The 23,858-nt window shown below is 65.8% G+C and carries 19 protein-coding genes; 12 read left to right on the top strand and 7 right to left on the bottom strand.

Annotated elements, in window-relative coordinates; all coding sequences use genetic code 11:
* Positions 1–15: 15 nt before the first annotated feature.
* The 4 genes from AC3WTC_RS11265 (at position 16) to AC3WTC_RS11250 (ending at position 5,400) form a co-directional block, all read left to right on the top strand.
* Positions 16–900, top strand: a complete 885-nt coding sequence (locus AC3WTC_RS11265) for a M23 family metallopeptidase (protein WP_492711436.1) — start codon at positions 16–18, stop codon at positions 898–900.
* A 74-nt stretch (positions 901–974) separates the two neighbouring features.
* Positions 975–2,579: a peptide chain release factor 3 gene (locus AC3WTC_RS11260; protein ID WP_025877820.1), complete on the top strand. Its 1,605-nt coding sequence runs from the start codon at positions 975–977 to the stop codon at positions 2,577–2,579.
* Between the two features lie 96 nt (positions 2,580–2,675).
* On the top strand, positions 2,676–3,314 hold the full coding sequence (trhA, locus tag AC3WTC_RS11255) for a PAQR family membrane homeostasis protein TrhA (protein WP_025877819.1): 639 nt from the start codon (positions 2,676–2,678) through the stop codon (positions 3,312–3,314).
* 112 nt (positions 3,315–3,426) lie between these two features.
* Positions 3,427–5,400: an AsmA family protein gene (locus AC3WTC_RS11250; RefSeq protein ID WP_492711435.1), complete on the top strand. Its 1,974-nt coding sequence runs from the start codon at positions 3,427–3,429 to the stop codon at positions 5,398–5,400.
* Between the two features lie 401 nt (positions 5,401–5,801).
* Here AC3WTC_RS11250 and AC3WTC_RS11245 read toward each other — a convergent pair whose 3' ends face one another.
* The 3 genes from AC3WTC_RS11245 to mtgA all read right to left on the bottom strand — a co-directional run bounded on the left by AC3WTC_RS11245 (position 5,802) and on the right by mtgA (position 8,067).
* Positions 5,802–6,233, bottom strand: a complete 432-nt coding sequence (locus AC3WTC_RS11245) for a CBS domain-containing protein (protein WP_025877817.1) — start codon at positions 6,231–6,233, stop codon at positions 5,802–5,804.
* Positions 6,193–7,212 carry a glycosyltransferase family 2 protein gene (locus AC3WTC_RS11240; protein WP_080148258.1) on the bottom strand — a complete coding sequence of 340 codons (1,020 nt, stop codon included), beginning with the start codon at positions 7,210–7,212 and terminating at the stop codon, positions 6,193–6,195. The genes AC3WTC_RS11245 and AC3WTC_RS11240 overlap by 41 nt, the downstream gene beginning before the upstream one ends.
* Positions 7,213–7,317: 105 nt before the next feature.
* Positions 7,318–8,067: a monofunctional biosynthetic peptidoglycan transglycosylase gene (gene mtgA / locus AC3WTC_RS11235; protein ID WP_025877813.1), complete on the bottom strand. Its 750-nt coding sequence runs from the start codon at positions 8,065–8,067 to the stop codon at positions 7,318–7,320.
* A gap of 77 nt (positions 8,068–8,144) precedes the next feature.
* On the opposite strand from mtgA, the gene hslO reads away from it, so the two are divergent.
* From hslO to AC3WTC_RS11220, 3 genes are all read left to right on the top strand, one after another.
* Positions 8,145–9,038 (top strand): Hsp33 family molecular chaperone HslO, encoded by an 894-nt coding sequence (gene hslO / locus AC3WTC_RS11230; protein ID WP_309911569.1) that lies wholly within the window; start codon positions 8,145–8,147, stop codon positions 9,036–9,038.
* A 120-nt stretch (positions 9,039–9,158) separates the two neighbouring features.
* A complete protein-coding gene (locus tag AC3WTC_RS11225) occupies positions 9,159–10,013 on the top strand; it encodes an XOO1806 family protein (protein WP_032952038.1) in 855 nt (284 codons plus the stop codon).
* A 375-nt stretch (positions 10,014–10,388) separates the two neighbouring features.
* Positions 10,389–13,145 carry a TonB-dependent receptor plug domain-containing protein gene (locus AC3WTC_RS11220; RefSeq protein ID WP_080148256.1) on the top strand — a complete coding sequence of 919 codons (2,757 nt, stop codon included), beginning with the start codon at positions 10,389–10,391 and terminating at the stop codon, positions 13,143–13,145.
* A gap of 138 nt (positions 13,146–13,283) precedes the next feature.
* Here AC3WTC_RS11220 and AC3WTC_RS11215 read toward each other — a convergent pair whose 3' ends face one another.
* Positions 13,284–13,886, bottom strand: a complete 603-nt coding sequence (locus AC3WTC_RS11215) for a TetR/AcrR family transcriptional regulator (RefSeq protein WP_025877807.1) — start codon at positions 13,884–13,886, stop codon at positions 13,284–13,286.
* Positions 13,887–14,028: 142 nt separating this feature from the next.
* On the opposite strand from AC3WTC_RS11215, the gene AC3WTC_RS11210 reads away from it, so the two are divergent.
* The 3 genes from AC3WTC_RS11210 to AC3WTC_RS11200 all read left to right on the top strand — a co-directional run bounded on the left by AC3WTC_RS11210 (position 14,029) and on the right by AC3WTC_RS11200 (position 17,960).
* Positions 14,029–14,946, top strand: a complete 918-nt coding sequence (locus AC3WTC_RS11210) for an alpha/beta fold hydrolase (RefSeq protein ID WP_492711434.1) — start codon at positions 14,029–14,031, stop codon at positions 14,944–14,946.
* Positions 14,943–17,420, top strand: coding sequence for an acyl-CoA dehydrogenase (locus AC3WTC_RS11205; RefSeq protein ID WP_025877803.1), 2,478 nt, complete (start codon positions 14,943–14,945; stop codon positions 17,418–17,420). Before AC3WTC_RS11210 ends, AC3WTC_RS11205 begins: the two co-directional genes overlap by 4 nt.
* Before the next feature lie 72 nt (positions 17,421–17,492).
* Positions 17,493–17,960, top strand: coding sequence for a hotdog fold domain-containing protein (locus AC3WTC_RS11200; RefSeq protein ID WP_492711433.1), 468 nt, complete (start codon positions 17,493–17,495; stop codon positions 17,958–17,960).
* 499 nt (positions 17,961–18,459) lie between these two features.
* Here the strand turns inward: AC3WTC_RS11200 and AC3WTC_RS11195 are convergent, their stop codons facing one another.
* Positions 18,460–18,810: a DUF1304 domain-containing protein gene (locus tag AC3WTC_RS11195; RefSeq protein WP_033831781.1), complete on the bottom strand. Its 351-nt coding sequence runs from the start codon at positions 18,808–18,810 to the stop codon at positions 18,460–18,462.
* Positions 18,811–18,886: 76 nt separating this feature from the next.
* Positions 18,887–20,215, bottom strand: coding sequence for an NTP/NDP exchange transporter (locus AC3WTC_RS11190; protein ID WP_140227784.1), 1,329 nt, complete (start codon positions 20,213–20,215; stop codon positions 18,887–18,889).
* 287 nt (positions 20,216–20,502) lie between these two features.
* Between AC3WTC_RS11190 and AC3WTC_RS11185 the strand changes: the two genes are divergently transcribed.
* Entirely contained in the window at positions 20,503–21,903 is a 1,401-nt protein-coding gene (locus tag AC3WTC_RS11185; RefSeq protein WP_059064832.1) for a serine hydrolase domain-containing protein, read from the top strand.
* 117 nt (positions 21,904–22,020) lie between these two features.
* Here AC3WTC_RS11185 and AC3WTC_RS11180 read toward each other — a convergent pair whose 3' ends face one another.
* Complete coding sequence (locus AC3WTC_RS11180) at positions 22,021–22,779, bottom strand: SDR family NAD(P)-dependent oxidoreductase (protein ID WP_100436799.1); 759 nt, start codon at positions 22,777–22,779, stop codon at positions 22,021–22,023.
* 111 nt (positions 22,780–22,890) lie between these two features.
* On the opposite strand from AC3WTC_RS11180, the gene AC3WTC_RS11175 reads away from it, so the two are divergent.
* Positions 22,891–23,811 (top strand): LysR family transcriptional regulator, encoded by a 921-nt coding sequence (locus AC3WTC_RS11175; RefSeq protein ID WP_154880957.1) that lies wholly within the window; start codon positions 22,891–22,893, stop codon positions 23,809–23,811.
* Positions 23,812–23,858 lie beyond the last annotated feature (47 nt).

Here is a 23,858-nt window from a genome sequence, read left to right as displayed (position 1 = left end):
TCGCTGGAGCCTTCGATGCGCCGCCTGCCCCTGCCCTGCCTCCTGCTGCCCCTGTTGGCGAGCGCCCCCGCGAACGCTGCCGACTGGCGCCAGGGCTGGGGACTGGTGCCACAGACGCCGGCCGCGCGCACGGCCGGCGCCACGCCGCACGCGGCGCCGATGGCCCGCCTGCGCCTGCAGTCGCTGGGCGACCAGTGGCAGGCGCGGATCGACAATCCACTGTCCGGCCCGGTGCAGATCGAGCTGCGCGCCGCCCCCGGCACACAGGTCGAGGGCCTGCCGCTGCAGTCACTGGTGCAGGCCACCGGCAGCCTGGTGGTGGGCCATCTTCCCTCTCCTGCCAACGGCAAGGCACTGGATCTTCGTCTGCAGTCGGTGCCGGGCAATCCGGCCGCGCGCGCCGAAGACGTCGCCTATCGCCTGCCGTTCGAGGCTGCCCAGCTGCGCGTGGACCAGGCGCCGCAGGGCCGGTTCAGCCACGATGACGAGGAGAACCGCGACGCCATCGACTTTGCCCTGCCCGAAGCAACGCAGGTCCTGGCCGCCCGCGAGGGTACGGTGATGCAGGTACAGGACGGTTTCCGCGGCAATGGCCTGGACCGTGAACGCGATGCCGGACGCGCCAACTTCGTTCGTATCCTGCACAGCGACGGCAGCATGGCGATGTACGCCCACCTGCAGGCCGGCGGCATGCGCGTGCGTCCCGGCCAGGCCGTGCAGGCCGGGCAGCCGATCGGCCTGTCCGGCAACAGTGGCTACAGCACCGCACCGCACCTGCACTTCGTGGTGCAGCTCAACCGGGGCATGGCGCTGCGTTCGGTGCCGGTGCGCATCCTCGCCCCGCAGGGCGAATTGTACTTCGCCCGTGAGGGCAGCGGGGACGCCAGCGCCGGGCGCTGACCCGCCGACGCCGGCAGGCCGGTATAATCGGGCGCTTATCTCTTTGAAAAGCGCCCCGTGCGGGCGCCACTGCCATGTCCGAAGTCGCCACCGAAGCGTCGCGTCGCCGCACGTTCGCCATCATTTCCCACCCTGACGCCGGCAAGACCACGCTGACCGAAAAGCTGCTGCTGTTCGGAGGCGCGATCCAGATGGCCGGCTCGGTGAAGGGCCGCAAGGCTGCCCGCCACGCCACCTCGGACTGGATGGCGCTGGAAAAGGAGCGCGGCATCTCCGTCACCTCCTCGGTGATGCAGTTCCCGTACGAAGGCAAGATCATCAACCTGCTGGACACCCCGGGCCACGCCGACTTCGGCGAGGACACCTACCGCGTGCTGACCGCGGTGGACTCGGCGCTGATGGTGATCGACGTGGCCAAGGGCGTGGAAGAGCGCACCATCAAGCTGATGGAAGTGTGCCGCCTGCGCGACACCCCGATCATGACCTTCATCAACAAGCTCGATCGCGAGGGCAAGGAGCCGATCGACCTGCTGGACGAGGTTGAAAGCGTGCTCGGCATCCAGTGCGCACCGGTCACCTGGCCGATCGGCATGGGCCAGCGCCTGAAGGGCGTGGTCCATCTGATCACCGGCGAAGTGCATCTCTACGAGCAGGGCCGCAACTTCACCCGTCAGGATTCGACCATCTTCCCCTCGATCGATTCGCCCGGGCTGGCCGAGAAGATCGGCGAGCGGATGCTGGCCGACCTGCGCGACGAGCTGGAACTGGTGCAGGGTGCCAGCCACCCGTTCGACCTGCAGGCCTACCGGGCCGGCAAGCAGACCCCGGTATTCTTCGGTTCGGGCGTGAACAACTTCGGCGTGCAGCCGCTGCTGGACTTCTTCGTCGAACACGCACCGTCGCCGCAGGCGCGCTCCACCACCGGCCGCGACGTCGCCCCGCAGGAGCCGAAGCTGACCGGCTTCGTGTTCAAGATCCAGGCCAACATGGATCCGCAGCACCGTGACCGCGTGGCGTTCATGCGCGTCTGCTCGGGCCGGTTCACTGCCGGCATGAAGACCCTGCACGTGCGTACCGGCAAGGACATGAAGCTGGCCAATGCGCTGACCTTCATGGCCAGCGACCGTGAAATCGCCGCCGAGGCGTGGCCGGGCGATGTCATCGGCATCCACAACCACGGCACGATTTCCATCGGCGACACCTTCACCGAAGGCGAGGCGATCACCTTCACCGGTATCCCCAACTTCGCCCCGGAACTGTTCCGTCGCGCCCGCCTGCGCGATCCGCTCAAGCTCAAGCAGCTGCAGAAGGGCCTGGCACAGCTGTCCGAGGAGGGCGCGACCCAGTTCTTCCGTCCGCTGACCAGCAACGACCTGATCCTGGGTGCGGTGGGCGTGCTGCAGTTCGATGTGGCTGCCTACCGTCTGAAGGACGAATACGGCGTGGAAGCCACCTTCGAGCAGGTCAGCGTGACCACGGCGCGCTGGGTCCACTGCAGCAACGAGAAGAAGCTGGAGGAGTTCCGCGAGAAGAACGCGCTGAACCTGGCCCTCGACGCGGCCGGCCACCTGGTCTACCTGGCGCCGACCCGGGTCAACCTGCAGCTGGCGCAGGAACGTGCGCCGGACGTGCGTTTCTCGGCAACCCGTGAAGCCGCGCATACGGTCACCGGCAACTGATTCCAGCGACCATACGGTGGCGGGGGTGCACGCGCCCGCCATCGCGGCGATGATAGGGGGGTGCAGGTCCCCCTCCCTGCAGACGATGCCCATGCCATGTCCACGACTTCCGTTGATTCGATCCGCGAAGAAATTGCCAGCGCCTTGACCCACGGGCTGGGTGCGGTGCTTGCCCTGGCCGCCAGCGCGGTGTTGATCACCCTGGCCGCGATCTACGGCGATGGCTGGCAGCTGGCCAGTGCGATCGTGTTCGGCATCGCCCTGCTGCTGCTGTACACCGCCTCCACGCTGTACCACGCCATCCAGCACCCGCAGGCCAAGGGCCGCCTGAAGGTGTTCGACCATTGCGCGATCTATGTGCTGATCGCCGGTACCTATACCCCGTTCACCCTGATCGGCCTGCGCGGCCCCTGGGGCTGGGGCATGTTCACCGCGATCTGGGCGCTGGCGCTCGGCGGCGTGGTGTTCAAGCTGTTCTACACCGGCCGCTTCAAGCTGCTGTCCACGGTGATCTACATCGCCATGGGCTGGCTGGTGGTGGTGGCGATCAAGCCGATGTGGGCCTCGATCGATGGTGGGACGCTTGCCTGGCTGTTCGGCGGTGGCCTGTCCTATACGCTGGGCACGTACTTCTACCACCGCGAATCCATCCCCTATTCGCATGCGATCTGGCATCTGTTCGTGATCGGTGGCAGCGTCTGCCACTTCGTCGCCGTGACCCGACAGGTGCTGTGACCCCGTATTGAGGGGAACGCCAGGCCCTGGCCGGCGAGCAGGCACCGGCCCTGCACACGATGCACATGATCGCTTCGCGCCCCGTCCACCCCGACGGGGCAACCATGGCGGTGTGAATGCTGCCTCTGCTCCTGCTGATCCCAAGGCGTCGCGCTGGCGCCTGCGTCGCCCCGGCCCACGCGGGCAGCGCTGGCTGGCCGTGCTGGTGTTCCTGCTCGCGGCGATCCTGGTCCTCATCGCCCTTTGGGATTGGAACTGGTTCAAGGGCCCGGTCGAACGTGCGGTACAGGCGCGCACCGGCCGCGCCCTGCACATCGGCAACCTGGATGTCGACCTCGGCCGTATCACCACCGTGCGCGCCGATACCCTCACTTTCGCCAATGCGCCCTGGGCGAAACAGCCGAGCATGGCCAGCGCAGACCGGGTCGAGATCGACGTGCGGGTGTGGCCGCTGCTGCGTGGCAGCGTGCAATTGCCCGAAGTGCGCCTGACCCGCCCGGACGTACTTCTGGAAACCGCCCCGCGCAAAGGTGACCCCGGCAACTGGAACTTCCTCAGCGACAGCAAGGGCGGCACCACGCCGCAGCTCAAGCGCCTGCACATCGACGATGGTCGACTGCAGTTCCTCGACGCACTCGGCCGCACCGACATCCTGGTGAACGTGCGCAGCGGGCAACCGAAACAGGCCGACGCCGCACCACCGTTGCTGGTGGCCGGCAAGGGCCGCTGGCAGGGCAATCCCTTTACCCTGAGCGGCGGCACCGAATCGCCGCTGGAACTGACCGACAGCGCACACCCCTTCCGCATCCATCTGGATGGCCGCGCCGGGGCCACCCATGCCGTTGCCAGCGGCACCTTGACCAACCCGTTCCAGCTGCAGGTATTCGACCTGCAGTTCGCGCTGAGCGGTCAAGACCTGGCCGACCTGTATCCATTGCTGGGCATCGCCATTCCGCCTTCCCCGCCCTACGCACTGGATGGCCGCCTGAAGCGCGATCACCAGGTGTGGCGCTACGAGCGCTTCACCGGCAAAGTCGGCGACAGTGACCTGGGCGGCGATGTGCAGTTCGATGTCTCCAGGGAACGCCCACGGATGACCGCGAACCTGGTGTCGCGCCGCCTCGATTTCGACGACCTCGCCGGCTTCGTCGGTGCCCCCCCGAAGACCGGTGGCGGCGAGACCGCCAATGCAGAACAGCGGGCCGAGGCTGCGCGCGTGGCCGCCAGCGCCAAAGTGCTGCCGGCCACGCCGTACAACCTGGGCAAGCTGCGCGCGATGGATGCCGACGTGCGCTGGAAGGCCCAGCGCATCAATGCACCCAAGCTGCCGCTGGACGACATGGATGCACACCTGCTGCTGGACGATGGTGTACTGCGGCTGGACCCGCTGAACTTCGGCGTTGCTGGCGGCGACATCCGCAGCACGATCCGCATGGACGCACGTCGCCCGCAGATTGCAACCTCGTTGAAGGCCAGCGTGCGCGGCGTGCAGCTGGGCCAGTTGTTCCCCGACGCCAAGCTGGCCGACCAGGCCAAGGGGGGTATCAGCGGCGCCATTGACCTGACCGGCAACGGCAACTCGATCGCCGCGATGCTCGGCAGCAGCAGCGGCAACGTGGCGCTGGGCATGGGCCGCGGCCACGTCGGCAACCTGCTGATGGAAGTGGCGGGACTGGACATCACCGAGTCGTTGAAATTCCTGTTCACCGGCGACAAACAGATTCCGCTGCGCTGCGCCTTCGCCGACTTCGGCGTGCGCGAGGGCCTGATGCATACCCGGTCGATGGCAGTGGACACCACCGATACGATCATCCTCGGCGAGGGCGATGTCAGCCTGCGCGATGAAACACTGGACCTGCTGCTGAAGCCACGACCGAAGGACAGGAGCATCCTGGTGCTGCGCTCGCCGCTGCGCATCGGCGGCACCTTCAAGGACCCGTCGTTCCGCCCGGACTTCAAGGCGCTGGGTATCCGGGGTGCGGTGGCGTTGACGCTGGGCAGCATCGCGCCGCCGGCGGCACTGCTGGCCACCATCGAACTGGGGCCGGGCAAGGATGCCGACTGCGGTGGGCACTACGCGAAGTAGAGCGGGCGTTCGGCGCCCTACTGCAAATGGGACGAGGGTGACAGTTTCCTGCGCGCGCGGAATGAGAGCAGGAATTCAAGATCAAAAGAAGAAAGCAGAATCAGAAGCAGTACCAACCAAGGTTGGCATCTACCAACGGCAGATAGTCAGGGTGAAGGCCGCCGCGCTCGCAGGAACGTGTCCTGAGGCGGAGGGCATGGCCGTGCAGGACCGTTGGCGCCATGGATGGCGCCATCGAGCCCCCATGGACGGGTTTACGGCGTGTCCTGCACGGCCATGCCCTCCGCCTCCCCGGCATGTCAGGCAGGCGCTGCCTTGGCTTTGGCTTTGGCTTTGGCTTTGGCTTTGGCTGTTGCTTGAAAAAGCGGGCCGACGGGCCGCAGGCCCGCCAGCGACAGAACTCACCCCGCCACGATGTACTGCTGCAGCTGATCCAGCTCGCGCCGCTGCGCATCGATCACCGACTTCACCAGGTCACCGATGGAAATCACCCCCAGTACCTGCCCGCCCTCGACCACCGGCAGATGGCGGATGCGGTAATCGGTCACCAGCTGCAGGCAGTGTTCCACCTGCTCACCGGGACTCACCGTCACTACTTTCGCGGTCATGATTTCCGACACGGCGGTGTCACGCGACGAACGATCGTGGAGCACGATCTTGCGTGCGTAATCACGCTCGGAGAGGATCCCGACCAGCCGCGGGCCATCCATCACCAGCACCGCGCCGATGCCCTTCTGCGCCATCAACCGGATCGCATCGATCACCGCCGCGCCTGGCGCGACCGCATGCACTTCAGGGGACTTGCCGTCCAACAGTTGCCGTACCGACGTCATCTGCCTGCCCTCCCAGGGTGGGTTGCAGGTCCGAGTCTGCCACGGAAGGGGCCAACCATGCGTCAACCAGGTACAACGGCCGTTGCTTGGACTCCTCGTACAGGCGTCCCAGGTACTCGCCGATAAGCCCCAGCGCGATCAACTGCACGCCCCCGAGGAACAGGATCACCGCCATCATGGTCGGCCACCCGGCCACCCGGTCGCCGTACAACGCTGCCTTCGCAATCACCCAGATGGCAAACACGAAGGCCACGCCTGCGGTGGCCAGCCCCATGTAGGTGGCCGCCCGCAGCGGGACCGTCGAGAAGCCGGTGATCCCTTCCAGTGCGAAGTTCCACAGCCGCCACAGGCTGAACTTGCTGCTGCCGGCCAAACGGGCATGCCGGTGATACGGCACCGCCACGCGGCGGAAACCGACCCAGCTGAAGAGCCCCTTCATGAACCGGTGCCGTTCGCGCATCTCGCGCAATGCGCTCAGCGCGCGCGGCGACAACAAGCGGAAATCGCCGGTATCGGCCGGAATGGGCGTGCGCGAGAGGCGACCAATCACCCGGTAGAACACCGATGCGGCAGCGCGCTTGCTCCAGCTCTCACCGTCACGTACCAGGCGCGTGCCGTAGACGTTGTCGTAGCCCTGCCGCCAACGTTCGACAAAGTGCGGCACCAGTTCCGGCGGGTCCTGGCCATCAGCGTCGAGGATCATCGCCGCGCCTTCGCGCACATGGTCCAGGCCGGCGGTCAGCGCCGCCTCCTTGCCGAAGTTGCGCGACAGCTTCAGCGCCGATACCCGCGGGTCGGCCTGGGCCAGCGAGGCGATCAACGACCAGGTCGTGTCACTGCTGCCGTCATCCACGTACAGGATGTGACCATCGATTCCGGCCAGGCCGTCCAGTACCGCGCACAATCGCGGATGCAGCTGGGGCAGCACCAGCTCTTCGTTGTGTGCGGCGATGACGAAGGTAAGACGCTCACGAGTCATCGCCGGATTGTACGTCGTTGACGGGGATGCAGCCCGTCAGTCCAGCGTTCGAAATACCCGCTTCCCGCATCGGAAGGCACCACGGACATCTGGGGTCGTGGCCCCTCAGTCCTCCGCCAGGTACCCCGCTCCACCCAGCTGCCGTGCCTGCCGCTGGATCCACGCCGCACGACGCTGCACGTAGGGGCCTGGCTTGGCCGCGTTGTAGCGGCGCGGCGCCGGCAGCACTGCCGCCAGACGCGCGCTCTCGGCAGGGCTCAGCCGCGCGGCGTCCTTGCCCCAGAATGTCTGCGCCGCTGCCTGGGCGCCATACACACCGTCGCCGAACTCGGCGATGTTGGCGTACATCTCCAGGATCCGCTGCTTCGGCCAGAAGGCTTCGATCAGCACCGTGTACCAGACCTCCAGGCCCTTGCGGATCCAGCTGCGGCCCTGCCACAGGAACAGGTTCTTGGCCACCTGCTGGCTGATCGTGCTGGCCCCGCGCAGGCGCCCGCCCCGCGCGTTGTGGTCGCGCGCCTTTTCAATGGCCTGCAGGTCGAACCCGCTGTGGTCGGGGAAGCGCTGGTCTTCTGCGGCCACCAGCGAAATCGGCAGGCTCGGCGCCATCTGGTCAAGGTCCCGCCACTGGTAGTGCAGCCGGTAGGACCAGTCGCCTTCACCCAGTGCCTCACCGAAACGCCAGACCATCACCGTGGACAGCGGCGGATCGATGAAACGCAGCACCAGGACCTGCAGGCAGCTGAAGGCCACGAACAGCACCGGCAGCCACAGCAGCCGCTTCCAGCGCCAGCGCCTGCGCGGTGCCGCGTCGGCGGCGGCCACTACCTTGTCCTGCTCTCCCCCTGCCCCCATTACTGGTGCATCCTTCTTATGCTTGGTTGTCGGCGCATTATCCGGCAACCATCCCCGTTTCCGCGCGATGTGAGCCGATGACCGCCCAATCCGATTCCCTTATCCGTTTCCTGCTCCCCGACGCCGGTGTCCGTGGCGTCCACGTGCGCCTGCAGGCCACCTGGCAGGACATCCAGTCCCACGGCGAGTATCCGGACAGCGCCACCGAACTGCTCGGCGAAGCCTGCGTGGCATCGGCCCTGTTCACCGGCCACACCAAGGTGGACGGCCGCCTGTCGATCCAGCTGCGCAGCAATACCGCTCTGCGTACCCTGTTCGCCGAATGCACCGCCGCCGGCACCCTGCGCGGCATCGTCCAGATTGCCGAGGGCGGTGACGCCCCCCGTGACCTGACCGACCTGGGCCGGGACGCCCTGCTGGCCATCACCATCGAGAATCCCGGCCTGGACCCGCGCGAACCGCAGCGCTACCAGAGCCTGGTCGCACTGACCGCGCCGGAACTGGATGAAGCATTCGAAGACTACTTCCGCCAGTCCGAGCAGCTGCCGACGCGACTGCTGCTGGCCGCCGGCCGCGACGGCACTGCCGGCCTGCTGCTGCAGAAGCTGCCGGGCGACGAAGGCGACGACGATGGCTGGTCCCGCGCCAGCGCGCTGTTCGACACCCTGGGCAAGGCGGAGCTGCTGGCCACTCCGGCCGAGGAACTCCTGCACCGGTTGTTCCACGAGGAGAAGGCGGAGCTGGTGGGTGACAAGGCCCTGTCCTTCGCCTGCTCCTGCTCGCGTGAACGGGTCGCCTCGATGCTGTTCTCGCTGGGCGAGGAAGAGGCCCGTGCGGCTGCCGAAGACACCGGCGCCGTAGACGTACGTTGCGAATTCTGCGGACAGGAGTATCACTTTCCGTTGACGGAGTTCGGCATACTGTTCCACGGTGCCCAGGGGGCTGTACCGGCACCTGAACGACTTCAGTAATACCCAATGAGTCTTGTATCTGGGGAGGAACAAGGCTTGTTAAGAATTCATAAACACCCTAGGATCGAGTTCCCGCCCCAGCGGGAACTTTCACTGCCCGTCCCTGTCTGAACTGGTCCGATGCGTACCTTCCTGCGTCTACCGCTGGCCCTTCTGATCGCCCTTGGCGCGATCACGGGCGTGCACGCGCAGAGCAAGGACACCCGCACCGTCATTCCGGTCTGGAACAAGGGCAGTGGCAAGGTCGAGGCCCTGCTGTACCTGGAACCGACCGGCGAGCAGGCCGTGGGCGCACGCTGGCATTTCGGCCGCAATTCGCTCGATGCTGCGTTCGGCCTGTCTTCGGGCGACTCGCTCGGCCTGCTGTGCAACAGCAGCAGCGGCTCCAGCATCAGCGGACTGGCCAGCCATTGCATGCTGGCCAGCCTGGGCGACGACGATGATGCCATCGGCTCCAACCGGCGCCTGACCGGTACCGCCGCGCTCAACCGTGGCACCGGCCGCCTGGGAATCACTGCCGGCACTGGCCGCGAGACCCTGCCCGCCTGGCTGGCCACGCCCAGCAAGACCCCGTCGCTGCGCGCCGAACAGAATGACCTGACCGTGTTCGCGCAGAAGAACATCGGTCGCGAAGGCTTTGTCTCCATCGCCGGCACCTATGCCAAGGCACGCCTGGTACCCCTGGCTGACGCCTCACCGGCCATCGTTGACCGCTGGGACAGCAAGAGCCTGAGCCTGGGCGCCGGCTACGGCAATTTCAGCGGCAGCATCATCGGCCGCGTGGTTGACGTTCCCGGCAAGCCCGGCAAGTGGGAAGGCCTGGGCATCGGCCTGACCTGGCGCACCCCGTGGTCCGGCCAGCTCACCGTCGGCGCGGAAAACGTCATCAGCCGCGGCAAGAACCCGTTCTCCCCGCGCAACGAAAGCAACGATGACGGCACCGTGCCGTACGTGCGCTACGAGCAGGATCTGTAGTCGCTCATCGACCGCGAACAAGCTGTGTTGAACATCGGGCGCCCAGGGGCGCCCGAATTGTTTCTGGACACATCTGTCAAGTGCGAAAAGCACCTATCCGTTACAAACGGATACATCACGACATGCATCAACTGAAACTTTTTTGTGCGTCGAGGGCAGGCAGGCGCGGTTGCGCCCCTTCCCACATCCAGATAACTCATTGAAATAAAAGAAATCAAAGCGCATTCATGTGTAACCACAGCGTGAATTAACGCAGCTTTAATTTTTGGCTGGGGGCCGTTACTATCGATTCAGCCTCGCGATTTTGGAGCCTTCTTTTTTGGCACCGCCGCGCAGGCACTACCCCAGCCAAGATTTCTTGGAGAGAGAGAGCCAATGAATTTCCAGTCCAACAAGCTGCGTGACGCTGTCGTCGTCGCGCTGATCGCCGGTGCGGCGACGTCCGTAACGGCCCAGGCGCAGGAAGCGACCAACCTGGATCGCATCTCGGTGACCGGTTCGCGCATCAAGAGCACCGACATCGAAACCTCGCAGCCGGTCCTGAGCCTGACCCGCGCCGACATCGAAAAGCAGGGTGTGACCTCGGTCGCCGACATCCTGCAGCGCATCTCGGCCAACGGCGCTGCGCTGAACCGCACCTTCAACAACGGCGGTGACGGTTCGGCCGGCGTCAGCCTGCGCAACCTCGGTGCCGAACGCACCCTGGTGCTGGTCAATGGCCGTCGCTGGACCACCGGCCTGGACGGCAGCGTCGACCTGAACACCATCCCGACCGCGATGATCGAGCGCATCGACGTCCTGAAGGACGGCGCTTCGACCATCTATGGTTCGGACGCCATCGCCGGCGTGGTGAACATCATCACCAAGCAGAACTTCGACGGCGCCGAAGCGAACGTCTACAAGGGCCAGTACAGCCAGGGCGACGGCGAGCGTGAAGCCTATGACTTCAGCATCGGTACCACCACCGACCGCGCATCGCTGGTGCTGGGCGCGTCCTACGTGAAGGAAGGCAGCGTCATGGCCGGCGATCGCAAGATCTCCGCCGGTGGCCCGCCGTTCTTCGGCGGCCAGAGCGCTACCGGTATCCCGGGCTCCTACATCCGCAATGATGAGCAGTACGTCATCATCAATGGTCAGGAAACCGTCTTCGATTCTGACATCCACGGCTACAACACCTCGCCGGACAACTACCTGCTGACCCCGCAGGAACGTACCTCGCTGTTTGCGACCGGTTCGTACAATGTCACCGACAACGTCACCTTCCGTACCGAGGCGATGTACAACGAGCGCAAGTCCGAGCAGCTGCTCGCGGCGATGCCGGTGACCGGCCAGCGCCTGAGCGCCAACAGCATCTACAACCCGTACGGCGTTGACCTGACCAGCGTTGCGCGTCGCTTCAATGAAACCGGCGGCCGTTCGTTCAACCAGAACGTCAAGAACTGGCACTTCTACGGTGGCTTCGAAGGCTTCTTCGAATTTGCTGACCGCAACTTCGACTGGGACGTCGGCTACCGTTACGACAAGACCGATCAGAACGACCTGACCTATGGCCTGTTCAACCGGTCGCGTCTGGCCGAAGCCTATGGTCCGTCGGCAATTCGTGATGGCCAGGCTGTCTGCCTCAACGCTGCTGGCGCGGTCATCTCTGGCTGCGTGCCGATCAACCCGCTGGGTGGCCTGGGCTCGATCTCGCAGGAAGCCCTGGACTACGCCTCGTTCACGGCGCATGACTCGGCAAGCCTGGTTTCGCGTGGCTACTACGCCAACCTTTCCGGTGAAATCGTGCAGCTGCCGGCTGGCGCACTGGCCTTCGCCGCAGGTTACGAATACCGCAAGGAAAGCGGCCAGTTCGATCCGGACGCCTTCATCGCTGCAGGCCTGAGCACCGGCAACGGCGCTGCTCCGACCAAGGGCTCCTACGACCTGGACGAATTCTTCGTCGAATTGTCGATCCCGGTGCTGGCTGACCTGCCGGGCGCCAAGCTGCTCGACTTCAGCGTGGCTTCGCGCTACTCGAAGTACAGCAACTTCGGCAACACCACCAACAACAAGTTTGGTTTCCGCTGGAAGCCGATCGACGACCTGATGATCCGCGGTAACTACTCCGAGGGCTTCCGCGCGCCGAGCATCAACAACCTGTACCGCGGCGACACCGACTCCTTCGAAACCTACGCCGATCCGTGCTCTTCCGGCAATGGTCGTCGTACCGGTGCAGTTGCTGCCCAGTGCGCCGCTGAAGGCGTGCCGGCGGGCTTCCTGCAGCCGGGTGCCGGCAGCGGCGCCAACAAGCAGACTCCGGTCGCCTTCACCTGGAAGTCGAATCCGGATCTGAAGCCGGAAACCTCGACCAGCAAGACCCTGGGCGTGGTGTGGAGCCCGAGCTTCGTCAGCGGCCTGAACGTGACCCTGGACTGGTGGCAGATCGAGATTGAAGACGCGATCACCCGCCCGGCCATTCAGGACATCATGGATCGCTGCTACGGTGGTTCGCCGCAGGAACAGGCAGCCTACTGCGGCCTGATCACCCGCGACCCGAACTACGGCACCCCGACCCAGCGCTACACCATCACCAACGTCGACATGCCGCTGCAGAACCTGTCGTCGTACAAGGTGGAAGGCTGGGATCTGGGCGTCCTGTACAAGCTGCCGGAAACCTCGTTCGGCCAGTTCACCATCAGCTGGGACAGCACCTACCTGTCCAAGTGGAACACCAAGTCCACCGACGATGCTCCGCTGGATGGCCGCGCAGGTCGTTACCTCGATCAGGATCCGTACTGGCGCATCCGTTCCAACCTGTACGTCGACTGGTCCTACGGCGATTTCGGCGTGAACTACGGTCTGCGCTACAAGTCGGGCATGACCGAAGAATGCCCGTTCGATCCGGTGCGTGACGCCGACCTGGTGGGCTACTGCTCCGACGGCCAGAACGGCAAGAACCACATGGCCTCGACCACTTACCACGACATCCAGGTGCGCTACAACACCCCGTGGAAGGGCACGATCATGCTGGGTCTGAACAACGCATGGGACAAGCAGCCGCCGGTCTCGTACTCGACCTCGTACAACATGTTCGACCCGCAGTACGACCTGCCGGGCCGCTACATGTACATGCAGTACAAGCAGAAGTTCTGATCGCTCCACTGATCAGCTGATGCAGCAACGGCCCCGCAAGGGGCCGTTGTTTTTTGTACGTTCGCTGCTGGCATCAACACCAACGAAAAAGGCCGCGGCAGTGCCGCGGCCTTTCTGCATCCAGCGATGAAGAACGCCTCAGCCGTTCGGAATCAGCGTGTCGATCAGATGCTCGACATACGCTTCGAAATCCTCGCGCGCCTGCTTGGGCTGCTGCAGCTGCAGCGACAACTGCAGGAAGCCGACATAGGCGGCGTAGGCCAGGCGTGCGCGATGGCGTGCATCGGTCGAGCTCAGGCCCGCCTGGCGGAACGAGGCGATCAGGTAATCGAGCCGTCGCTGCGACACTCGGTCGATCACCGGCCGCACCATCGGATGGTCCAACGCTTTCAGCAGCTCGCTGTAGATGATGTGCGGCTGCACTTCGTGCGCCACCATCTGGAACAGCTGGCGCAGGCGCACGCGTGGATCCGGCACATCTTCCAGGCTGCCGAACACCTGTTCCTGCTCGAACAGTTCCCAGCGTTCCAGTGCCGCCTGCAGCAGCGCATCACGCGAGGGGAAGTGCCAGTAGAAGCTGCCCTTGGTCACGCCAAGGCGGCGCGCCAGCGGCTCCACCGCGACGGCGCTCACACCTTGCTCGGCAATCAGATCGAGGGCCGCCTGGGCCCAGTCTTCGGCACTCAGGCGGCTGTTGCGGCCGGCACGCGGTTCGCCGGCGGAAGCGTCAGGTTGATTCATGTGCTGATTTAACCATACGCCGGGGTTCGTTGCAGTACGCGGTTGCGGCCGAAACCGTCGGCAGCCGGGCCGAGAGGCATTCCCGCAGCGCACCATACCGTGCAGTATTGACATCCCGCCGAACCCATCCATACTAGCGAGTATGGTTATGTCCCCTACTCCCGCTGCATTCCATGACCTGCGCCTGGAGGCGGCCCACGGTGCCTCGCTGGCTGCAACCGCCAGCACCTCCGGCCGTCGCGGGCGCGTATTGTTCGCGCATGGATTTGGCCAGACCCGCCATGCCTGGACGACTACGGCCAAGGCATTGTCGGCTGCCGGCCTGCAGACCCTGGCTTACGACGCCCGGGGGCACGGCGATTCCGACTGGAATGCGGCCGATCTGGCGTACCACGGTGAGCAGTTCGCCGATGACCTGATCGTGCTGGCCGGCGAACAACCGCGACCGCCGGTGCTGGTGGCTGCCTCGATGGGCGGCCTGTTCGGCCTGCTGGCCGAATCACGCTGGCCAGGCCTGTTCTCGGCCATGGTGCTGGTGGATATCACCCCGCGCTGGGATACCGCTGGCGTCGAGCGCATCCTCGCCTTCATGACCGCGCATCCGGAAGGATTCGCCTCGCTGTCGCAAGCTGCCGATGTGATTTCGGCCTATGTGCCGCATCGCCCGCGCAAGTCCGAAGACTCGCTGCGCGCCCTGCTGCGCGAAGATGGTCACGGTCGCTGGCGCTGGCACTGGGACCCGCGCCTGGTGGCCGAACTGGCCCGTGACAGCGAGCAGCACCAGGACGCACTGGCCGAAGCCGCGCGCCAGGTGAAGTGCCCCCTGCTGCTGGTCAGCGGTGGCCGCAGCGACCTGGTCACCCCGCAGACGGTGGCCGAATTCCTGGCATTGGCGCCACACGCACGCCACGTACAGTTGCCGCAGGCCACGCACATGCTCGCCGGTGATGACAACGACGCCTTTACCGCTACTGTGTTGGACTATCTGGACGTGTTGCCCGCAGCGGATGCTGCAGCTTCGTCCGCCATAAACGAGCACGTCACCGGAGCACGCTCATGAGCCTCGTCATTCCCTTCCTCGCCCTGCTGCTGGCAGGCGCGTTCGTCGCCTACCACCGCATGCGCCTGCTGACCTGGACGCTGATCAGCGTGGCCCTGCTGGTGGCCTGCTGGTTCATCCCCTACGTCAACCAGACCGCCACGATCGTCGCTGCCGCGATACTGGCCGTGATCGTCGTGCCGCTGCTGCTGCCGTTCATCCGCAAGCCGCTGCTGACCGGCCCGATGATGAAGGTGTTCCGCAAGGTGCTGCCGCCGCTGTCGCAGACCGAGCGCATCGCCCTGGAAACCGGCTCGGTCGGCTTCGAAGGCGAACTGTTCACCGGTGATCCGGACTGGAACATCCTGCTGAACTACCCCAAGCCGCAGCTGACCGCTGAAGAACAGGCCTTCCTCGATGGCCCGGTCGAACAGCTGTGCACGATGGTCAACGACTGGGAAATCACCCACGTCCATGCCGACCTGCCGCCGGAACTGTGGGCCTTCATCAAGAAGAACAAGTTCTTCGGCATGATCATTCCGAAGGAATACGGCGGCCTGGGCTTCTCCGCGCTGGCCCACCACAAGGTGATCCAGAAGCTGGCCTCGGTGTCTTCGGTGGTCAGTTCCACCGTCGGCGTGCCCAACTCGCTGGGCCCGGGTGAACTGCTGGTGCATTACGGCACCCAGGAACAGAAGGACCAGTACCTGCCGCGTCTGGCCGATGGCCGTGAAGTGCCCTGCTTCGGCCTGACCGGTCCGTTCGCCGGCTCCGACGCGACCTCGATTCCCGACTACGGCATCGTCTGCAAGGGCGAGTGGAACGGCGAGCAGGTGCTCGGCGTCAAGCTGACCTTCGACAAGCGCTACATCACCCTGGCGCCGGTCGCCTCGCTGATCGGCCTGGCCTTCCGCATGTACGATCCGGATGGCCTGATCGGCCAGACCCGCGACATCGGCATCACCCTGGGCCTGCTGCCGCGCGAGACCGCCGGCGTTGAAATCGGCCGTCGCCACTTCCCGCTGAACTCGACGTTCCAGAACGGCCCGATCCGCGGCAAGGACGTGTTCATTCCGCTGACCCAGCTGATCGGTGGCGCTGCGATGGCCGGCAAGGGCTGGAACATGCTCAACGAGTGCCTGGCCGTGGGTCGTTCGATCACCCTGCCTTCCACCGCCAGCGGCGGTGCCAAGGCGGGTGCCGCGGTCACCGGCGCCTATGCGCGCATCCGCAAGCAGTTCGGCCTGTCGGTCGGCCGCTTCGAAGGCGTGGAAGAAGCGCTGGCCCGCATCGGTGGCAAGGCGTACAAGATCAGCGCGCTGTCGCAGGCCACCGCCGCTGCTGTGGACCGCGGTGACGTGCCGTCGGTGCCGTCGGCGATCGCCAAGTACCACTGCACCAACATGAGCCGCGAAGTGATCTCGGACATGATGGACGTGATCGGCGGCAAGGGCATCATCCTGGGGCCACGCAACTTCGCCGGCCGCAGCTGGCAGGCCGCGCCGATCGCCATCACGGTGGAAGGCGCCAACATCATGACCCGCAGCCTGCTGATCTTCGGCCAGGGTGCGATCCTCTGCCACCCGTGGGTGCTGAAGGAAATGAAGGCCGCGCAGGACCCCGACACCCGTGCCGGCCTGCAGGACTTCGACCGCAGCCTGTTCGGCCACATCCGCTACGGCATCTCCAATGCTGTTCGTTCGTTCTGGTTCGGCCTGACCGGCGCACGCTTCGGCGCTGCCCCGGGCGACGCCTACACCCGCCGCTACTTCCGCAAGCTGGACCGTTACTCGGCCAACCTGGCGCTGATGGCCGACATCTCGATGATGACGCTCGGCGGCAAGCTGAAGTTCAAGGAATCGCTGTCCGGCCGCCTGGGCGACGTGCTGAGCCATGTCTACATGACCAGCGCCATGCTCAAGCGCTACCACGACGAAGGCGCGCCGCAGGCCGACCAGCCGCTGCTGGCCTGGGCCTTCCATGACAGCGTTCACAAGATCGAGGAATCGCTGTCGGCTGCCCTGCGCAACTTCCCGATCCGTCCGATCGGCTGGCTGATGTGGGCACTGATCTTCCCGCTGGGCCGTCGTGCCGAGGCCCCGGGCGACCGCCTGAGCCGTCGCGTGGCTGCGCTGCTGATGGCCCCGAACGAAGCCCGCGACCGCCTCGCCAGCGGCGTGTTCCTGACCCCCTGCGAGAACAACCCGGGTGGCCGCATCAACAGCTACCTGAGCAAGGCGATCATGGCCGAGCCGGTGGAGCGCAAGTTCCTGAAGGCGCTGAAGAGCAAGGGCATCGAGGCGCTGGACTTCAACAGCCAGCTCGACGAGGCCGTGGCCGAAGGCGTGATCACCCAGGACGAGCGCAGCCTGCTGGAAGAGCTGCGTACGCTGACCCTGGACACCATCACCGTGGACGACTTCGACACCCACGAACTGCGCGCGGCCAGCTACTACGACCGCCAGAACAAGGACCCGCACTCGCAGGCGGCCTGATCGCCCGCGACACGCGTTGCCTCGACGGCGGGCCTGGCCCGCCGTCGCTTTGTCCGCCGACCGGAAACCGCCATGTCCACGCCCCTGCTTTCGCTCTACCACCGCCTGCAGCGCTGGCCTGCCGGTGCCTGGCTGTTCTCGCGCGCGGTGTGCTTCAAGGCGCCCTATTTCGCCAGCATCGCCCCGCGCATCACGCACCTGGAGAACGGCCGCTGCGAGGGCACGCTGGCCGACCGCCGCAAGGTGCGCAACCACATCGGCACGGTGCACGCGATCGCAATGTGCAACCTGGCCGAACTGACCGCCGGGCTGATGGTCGATGCGTCACTGCCCAAGGGCATGCGCTGGATCCCGAAGGGCATGCAGGTGCAGTACCTGGCCAAGGCGCGCGGCACGCTGCAGGCGACGGCATTGCCGGCGCAGCCGATCGTGGTGGCGACCGAAGGCTATGCGTTGCCGGTGACGGTGAGTGTGCGCGACCGCGCGGGGACGGAGGTGTTCAGCGCGATCATCGACATGTGGGTGTCGCCGGCGAAGTGATGTTGCCGCGAACGGCGCAGCCCCTCGTGGGTGGATGCTGAAAAGCGGTTCATCGGTTGGGCCGGAGGGGTGGGATGCCCAGGGGACGCCGTGAATACGTCCCTGTAGGCTCGGGCGCGCCATCCATGGCGCTTACGCCCCTGCGCATCCCACCCCTCCGGCCTCTGACAGATCGCTGCGGCGTCCACCCACGCAAGAGAAAAAGAAGAGCAAAAGCAAAAAAGCGGCCCGGCGGCCGCTTTTTTCATGCGCGCAGAACCCACGAGCGCAGCGACCCGCTGTTGCTCTTGATCTTCTTTTCTTCTCCGTGGGCTGGCCGCGCACGGAACCTGTCAGGGGTGGGACGGGTGGGCCGTGCAGGGGCGTTGGCGCCATGGATGGCGCCATCGAGCTTACAAGGACGTACTTGCAGCGTCCCCTGCACGGCCCACCCGTCCCACCAAACACATGAACTGCTCTACGCGACCAACCCACGAGGGGCTGTGCCGTTGGCCGGAAATCACGCCAGTGCGCGAAACACCAACGCCAGGATCGCCGGCACCGCCTGGATCATGAAGATGCGCCGGCTCACGCTGTAGGCGCCATAGCACCCCGCCACCACCACGCACACCAGCGAGAACGTCACCAGCACCGGCTGCGCCAGCACCAGCCCCACCACGATGCCCGCCGCCAGGAAGCCGTTGTACAGGCCCTGGTTGGCCGCCAGCACGCGCGTGGTCTCCGCCTTCTCCGGTGAATTGCGGAACGTCTTCAGGCCCAGCGGCCGGGTCCACAGGAACATCTCCAGCACCAGGAAATAAACGTGCAGCAGGGCGACCAGCAGGGTCAGGGCGAGCGCGATCCAGTACATGGGCAGTTCCTTGGACAGGGATGGAGAATGGGGTCGGATCCCTTACCCTGCGGGAAAGGGATCCGACCCCGGAAAATCAACGGTCGCGCGGCAGCTTCTTCTCTTCGCGCAGCACACCGAACGCCGCCAGGGTCATCAAGCCGGCGACGGCTACACCACCGATGAACACCACGTGTGAACCGAACAACGACAGCCCCTTGTGCAGCCAGGCGAAGGTCAGGTCGGCGCCGCGGTACACCACCGTGTCGATCGCCGCGCCGGCCTTGTAGCGCCACTGCCGGTCCACGCGGGTGTAGATGGTTTCGCGGGCAGGCTTGGCCAGGGCGAACTCGCTGGCGCGGGTCATCACCTGCACCACCGCCACCATCAGCGGCATCGGCGATGCGGCCAGCACCGAGAAGCCGATCAGGATCGCAAAACCGGGAATCAGCAACGCCGGGGCGATGCCGTGGCGCGACAGCAGCCAGCGGGTCAGCCCGAGCTGCATCAACAGCGCCAGCGCGTTCACCGCCAGGTCGATGCGCGAAAAGAAGGCGGTGGCAGCGCCTGCATCGTTGAACGAGGCACGCACGATGCTGGCCTGCTGGTTGTACAGCAAGGTGCCGACACCCACGCCGAACACCACCATGATCGCCAGCCAGCGCAGCAGGGGCTCGCGCACGATCAGCTTCAGGCCATCGAGCACGCTGCCGCCCATCGGCTGCTCACCCGACACCAGCTGCTGCTCACGCTCGCGCAGCACCGCCCAGTGCCGCAGGCGCCAGATGCACAACAGGCACACGACCAGGAAGCCGGCCGAAACCAGCATCAGGTTGGCGATGCCCACCCGCTGCACCAGCGCACTGGTGATGATCGGGCCGAGGAAGGCGCCAACAGTGCCGGCCGCACCGATGTAGCCGTAGTAGGCCCGCGCCTGCGCATTGGAGAACACATCGGCCATGAAGCTCCAGAACACCGCGACCGCAAACAGGTTGAACACGGTGATCCAGAAGAAGAACGCCATGCCCCGCCCCGGTACGCCGCTGTCGAACAGTGCGTAGAAGCCCAGCAGGGTGGCGATGAAGAAGCCGTACACCGTCGGCAGGAACACCCGCCGCGGGAAGCGGCTGACCAGCCAGCCATAGACCGGCTGCAGCACCAGCATGATCACGAACACGCAGGAGAACAGGAACTGCAGGACGAAGTCCTTCAGGGCGATGCCATGGCTGGCGAACCAGGCGATCAACGCCGCCGGGAACACCGTCTCCAGGTCGGCCGAAGCGGCCATCGCCTCGCGTACCGGCCGCAGCACGTAGTAGCCGCTGAGCAGGCAGAAGAAGTACAGGAACGACCACCACAGCGCCGGCGACTCGCGCAGCGCGGCCAGCAGGCCCTTCAGTGCCCCGCTCTCCCGCGCCGCGCTCACGCGGCTCCCCTCGCCCGCAAACGGCGGTTGGACAGCGGCATGGCAGGCTCCGGGGGCAGTGAAGCGCGTACGTTATCCAATGCACTGCAACATCGCCAGCGCAGGCGGCGCCGATGGCTGCAACGCAGTGTCACGGACTGGCCCGGCGGACACCTTGTGATACACGCTTTTCTGGCGTCAAAAATCCAACTTTTTCAACGAGATGCGCATTCATCTTCGCTTTGTTTGTGCACAGGCGAAAAGCGGCGCTAGAATCAACCCCAGCAGTCGCGCACGGGTTCCAACCGATGAAAAAGAACAGCCTGCGTCGTCCGATCCGTTCGGCGGCCACCGGTTTGCTGGGCATGTTGATGCCCCTTGCCTTGTCCACCACCGCGCAGACCCCGCCGGCCTTGCCGCCGATGCCGACCAACATCGAAACCGCTGCCGGTGGCGCCGTCGCCCACACCCAGCCTGCGGCCTACCGCACCGGGCTGGTGCCGCAGGTGCAGTTGCCCGCTGCCGGTTTCAACGTCGCCAACATCGAATCGATGGCGCAGCAGCTCACCTATGGCGAGCGCGTGCCGGGCATGGCAGTAGCCATCGTGCAGGGCGGCCGCGTGCTCAGCGCGCGCGGCTACGGCGTCACCGACGTCAACAACCCGTTGCCGGTCGACGCCCACACCGTGTTCCGCCTGGCGTCGCTGTCCAAGGCCTTTGCCGGCACCATGGCCGGCCTGCTGGTCAACGACGGTACCCTGCGCTGGGACAGCAAGGTCACCGACTACGTGCCGGGCTTCCGCCTGAACTCGCCGGAGGCCACCGACCGCCTGACCGTGGCCGATGTACTCAGCCACCGCGTCGGCCTGCCGTACAACGCCTATGATCGCGACATCGAAGGCAATGCCGAGTACTACGCGCTGACCCAGAAGCTGGCCAACACCAGCCTGAAGTGCCTGCCGGGCGACTGCTACGCCTACCAGAACGTGGCCTTCAGCCTGATCGGCGACGTCGTGTATGCCGCCTCCGGCAGCTTCTACGAGCAGTCGGTCGAACGCCGCATCTTCAAGCCGCTCGGCATGAACGATGCCAGCCTCGGCCTGGCCGGCATCCAGGCCAGCTCGCGCTGGGCGCGCCCGCACGTGCGCAGCCGCAATGGCTGGGTGTCGCTGACGCCGAAGCCGACCTATTACCGCGTCGCCCCTGCTGCCGGCGTCAACGCCAGTGCCAGTGACATGGCGCAGTGGCTGTTGGCCCATACCGGCCACCGTCCGGACGTGCTGCCGGCGCCGCTGCTGGCCACGCTGCACTCCAGCCTGATCAACACACCGGGCGAGATGCGTTCGGGCTGGCGCCGCGAACGCCTGCACTCGGCCGGCTACGCGCTGGGCTGGCGCACCTTCGACTACGCCGGTCACGATGTCGTGTTCCATGCCGGCGCGGTGCAGGGCTACCGCGGCCTTGTTGCACTGGTGCCCGAGCGCGACCTCGGCATCGCCATCATGTGGAACGGTGAAAGCGGCCTGCCCAGCGGCCTGCTGCCGACCGTGCTCGACGCAGCCCTCGGCCTGCCGTCGCAGCGTTGGCTGGACGTGGACACCGACTTCGGCGGCGACAACCTGATGGCCGAGGGCGCCACCCCGGCACAGCAGGACAAGCGCAAGGGCAAGGGCGCTTCGGGCAACCGCGCGGTGGCCTCGCCGCGCTGAGCTGGCGAGCTCGACCGTAAACAGAAGGGCGGCCTACGGGTCGCCCTTTTCGCTTGTTTACGCAGCGCTGAGCATCCCTGCCTTCACCGTTTCGTAGAATCAGGCGCGCCCGGGATGCTAGTGGGCGAAGTAGTGCATTCCGCCATCCACCGGAATCACCGCCCCGGTGATGTACCCCGCCAACGGCGACGCCAGGAACGCAACCAGGTGCGCCACCTCCTCTGGTTCGCCGAAACGCCCCATCGGGATGTTGCGGGCGATGAACTCACGCCGGCTCTCTTCCGTGGGATGCAGCCGATCCAGGATCTGCGCGCTGTTGATCCGCCCCGGCGCGATCGAGTTGATGGTGATGCCCTCGCCCGCCACATCGCAGGACAGCCCCTTGCTCCACAGATGCAGCGCCGCCTTCGCCGGGCTCGCGGCATTCACCGCACGCGGCTCCATCGACCCGCTGAGGTTGATCACACGCCCCCAGCCATTGGCCCGCATCGACGGCAGCAACGCCTGCGTCAGCCGTCGTGCCGCCGAGAAGTTCAGTGCCATCGCCTCGTCCCACACCTCGTCTGCTGCGGCCACCCCGGCCAACCGTGCGCCACCGGCCGCGTTGACCAGGATGTCCACGTGCTGCAGCGCCTGCAGCGAAGCGCTGGCGATGCGCTGCACATCGTCGGCGTCGGTCAGATCGCCCACCAACACGACGGGTACCGGTCCACCCGCCGCCTCGATCGCGGCCGCCACCGATTGCAACGGCGCCTGCCGCCGCGCGGTGATCGCCACGCGCACACCCTGCCTCGCCAGTACCCGCGCAACACCTGCGCCGATGCCACTGCCTGCGCCGGTGACCAGCGCGGTACGTCCTTCAAGATCCAGTTTCATGTGTTGCCCTGCCAGTTCTGCCGGCCCATCTGGCCGTGCGGACATGCTCTTTGAACACCCTCGATTGATAAACTCCGGCGAGGTTTCAACATTCAGAACCCGGGGTGTCAGATGAACCTGTTGGAGAGCATGCAGGTCTATGTGCTGGCCGTGGAAAAGGGCAGCCTCAGTGCCGCGGCATCGGCACTGGACATCTCCGCGACGATGGCCGGCAAGCACCTGCGCGCCCTGGAAGAACGGCTGGGCATGCAGTTGTTGAACCGCACGACCCGTCGGCAGCATATGACCGCTTTCGGTGAGGCCTACTTCGGCCGCTGCAAAGAGATCCTGCGCCTGGTGGAGGAAACCGATGCGCAGGCCCAGCATCACCACCTGGCACCGGCGGGCACGCTGCGGATCAGTGCACCGGTGATCTTCGGCACGCATGCGCTGGTGCCGGCACTGTCGACCTACATGGACCGCTACCCCGAGGTCAGTGTCGAACTGGTCCTGACCGATCGCGTGGTCGAACTGGCCGATGAGGGGTTCGAGGCCGCCATCCGCATCGGCACGCTGGCCGACGCCACGCATCTCGTAGCGCGTCCGCTCAGCGCCTACCGGCTGACCCTGTGTGCATCGCCGGCCTATCTCGCACGGCATGGCACGCCGCACAACGCGCAGGAGCTGCAGCAGCATCAATGCCTGTCGCTGGATCCTGCTGCGCTGTCGCACTGGCTGGGCAACGAAGTGGCATTGCCAGCGCCGCCTTCGGGACGGTTGCAGATCAACAACGGCGAAGCGTTGCGGCTGGCCGCGCTGCAGGGCCTGGGCATCATCCTGCAGTCGAGCCTGCTGCTGGCAGCAGACATCGATGCGGGTGGCCTGGTCCCGTTGCTGCCGGAACATGGCCGGCGCGGTAGGCCCATGCACGTGGTCTATCCGCACGACCGGTATCACTCAACCCGGCTGCGCAGCTTCGTGGATTTCCTGGTCGAGCGGTTTCCCTGCGACGCAGCGGGTGAACGCAGCTGGCCAGGCGCACACAGCCCATAAAAAAACCCCCTCCCCGCTGGGCAGTCGGGGAAGGGGTCTCAGGGTAC

The sequence above is a fragment of the Stenotrophomonas sp. FW305-C-20-S1 genome (assembly GCF_058783335.1).
This window is presented reverse-complemented; position numbering and strand designations above follow the sequence as displayed.

Excerpts from the sequence above, each read along its gene's own strand:
- AC3WTC_RS11245 (WP_025877817.1), bottom strand. The coding sequence starts at position 6,233 with ATGACGTCGGTACGGCAACTGTTGGACGGCAAGTCCCCTGAAGTGCAT.
- AC3WTC_RS11225 (WP_032952038.1), top strand. The coding sequence starts at position 9,159 with ATGCGTACCTTCCTGCGTCTACCGCTGGCCCTTCTGATCGCCCTTGGC.
- trhA (WP_025877819.1), top strand. The coding sequence starts at position 2,676 with ATGTCCACGACTTCCGTTGATTCGATCCGCGAAGAAATTGCCAGCGCC.
- AC3WTC_RS11205 (WP_025877803.1), top strand. The coding sequence starts at position 14,943 with ATGAGCCTCGTCATTCCCTTCCTCGCCCTGCTGCTGGCAGGCGCGTTC.
- hslO (WP_309911569.1), top strand. The coding sequence starts at position 8,145 with ATGACCGCCCAATCCGATTCCCTTATCCGTTTCCTGCTCCCCGACGCC.
- AC3WTC_RS11240 (WP_080148258.1), bottom strand. The coding sequence starts at position 7,212 with ATGACTCGTGAGCGTCTTACCTTCGTCATCGCCGCACACAACGAAGAG.
- mtgA (WP_025877813.1), bottom strand. The coding sequence starts at position 8,067 with ATGGGGGCAGGGGGAGAGCAGGACAAGGTAGTGGCCGCCGCCGACGCG.
- AC3WTC_RS11200 (WP_492711433.1), top strand. The coding sequence starts at position 17,493 with ATGTCCACGCCCCTGCTTTCGCTCTACCACCGCCTGCAGCGCTGGCCT.
- AC3WTC_RS11180 (WP_100436799.1), bottom strand. The coding sequence starts at position 22,779 with ATGAAACTGGATCTTGAAGGACGTACCGCGCTGGTCACCGGCGCAGGC.
- AC3WTC_RS11265 (WP_492711436.1), top strand. The coding sequence starts at position 16 with ATGCGCCGCCTGCCCCTGCCCTGCCTCCTGCTGCCCCTGTTGGCGAGC.
- AC3WTC_RS11220 (WP_080148256.1), top strand. The coding sequence starts at position 10,389 with ATGAATTTCCAGTCCAACAAGCTGCGTGACGCTGTCGTCGTCGCGCTG.
- AC3WTC_RS11175 (WP_154880957.1), top strand. The coding sequence starts at position 22,891 with ATGAACCTGTTGGAGAGCATGCAGGTCTATGTGCTGGCCGTGGAAAAG.
- AC3WTC_RS11185 (WP_059064832.1), top strand. The coding sequence starts at position 20,503 with ATGAAAAAGAACAGCCTGCGTCGTCCGATCCGTTCGGCGGCCACCGGT.
- AC3WTC_RS11195 (WP_033831781.1), bottom strand. The coding sequence starts at position 18,810 with ATGTACTGGATCGCGCTCGCCCTGACCCTGCTGGTCGCCCTGCTGCAC.
- AC3WTC_RS11215 (WP_025877807.1), bottom strand. The coding sequence starts at position 13,886 with ATGAATCAACCTGACGCTTCCGCCGGCGAACCGCGTGCCGGCCGCAAC.
- AC3WTC_RS11210 (WP_492711434.1), top strand. The coding sequence starts at position 14,029 with ATGGTTATGTCCCCTACTCCCGCTGCATTCCATGACCTGCGCCTGGAG.
- AC3WTC_RS11260 (WP_025877820.1), top strand. The coding sequence starts at position 975 with ATGTCCGAAGTCGCCACCGAAGCGTCGCGTCGCCGCACGTTCGCCATC.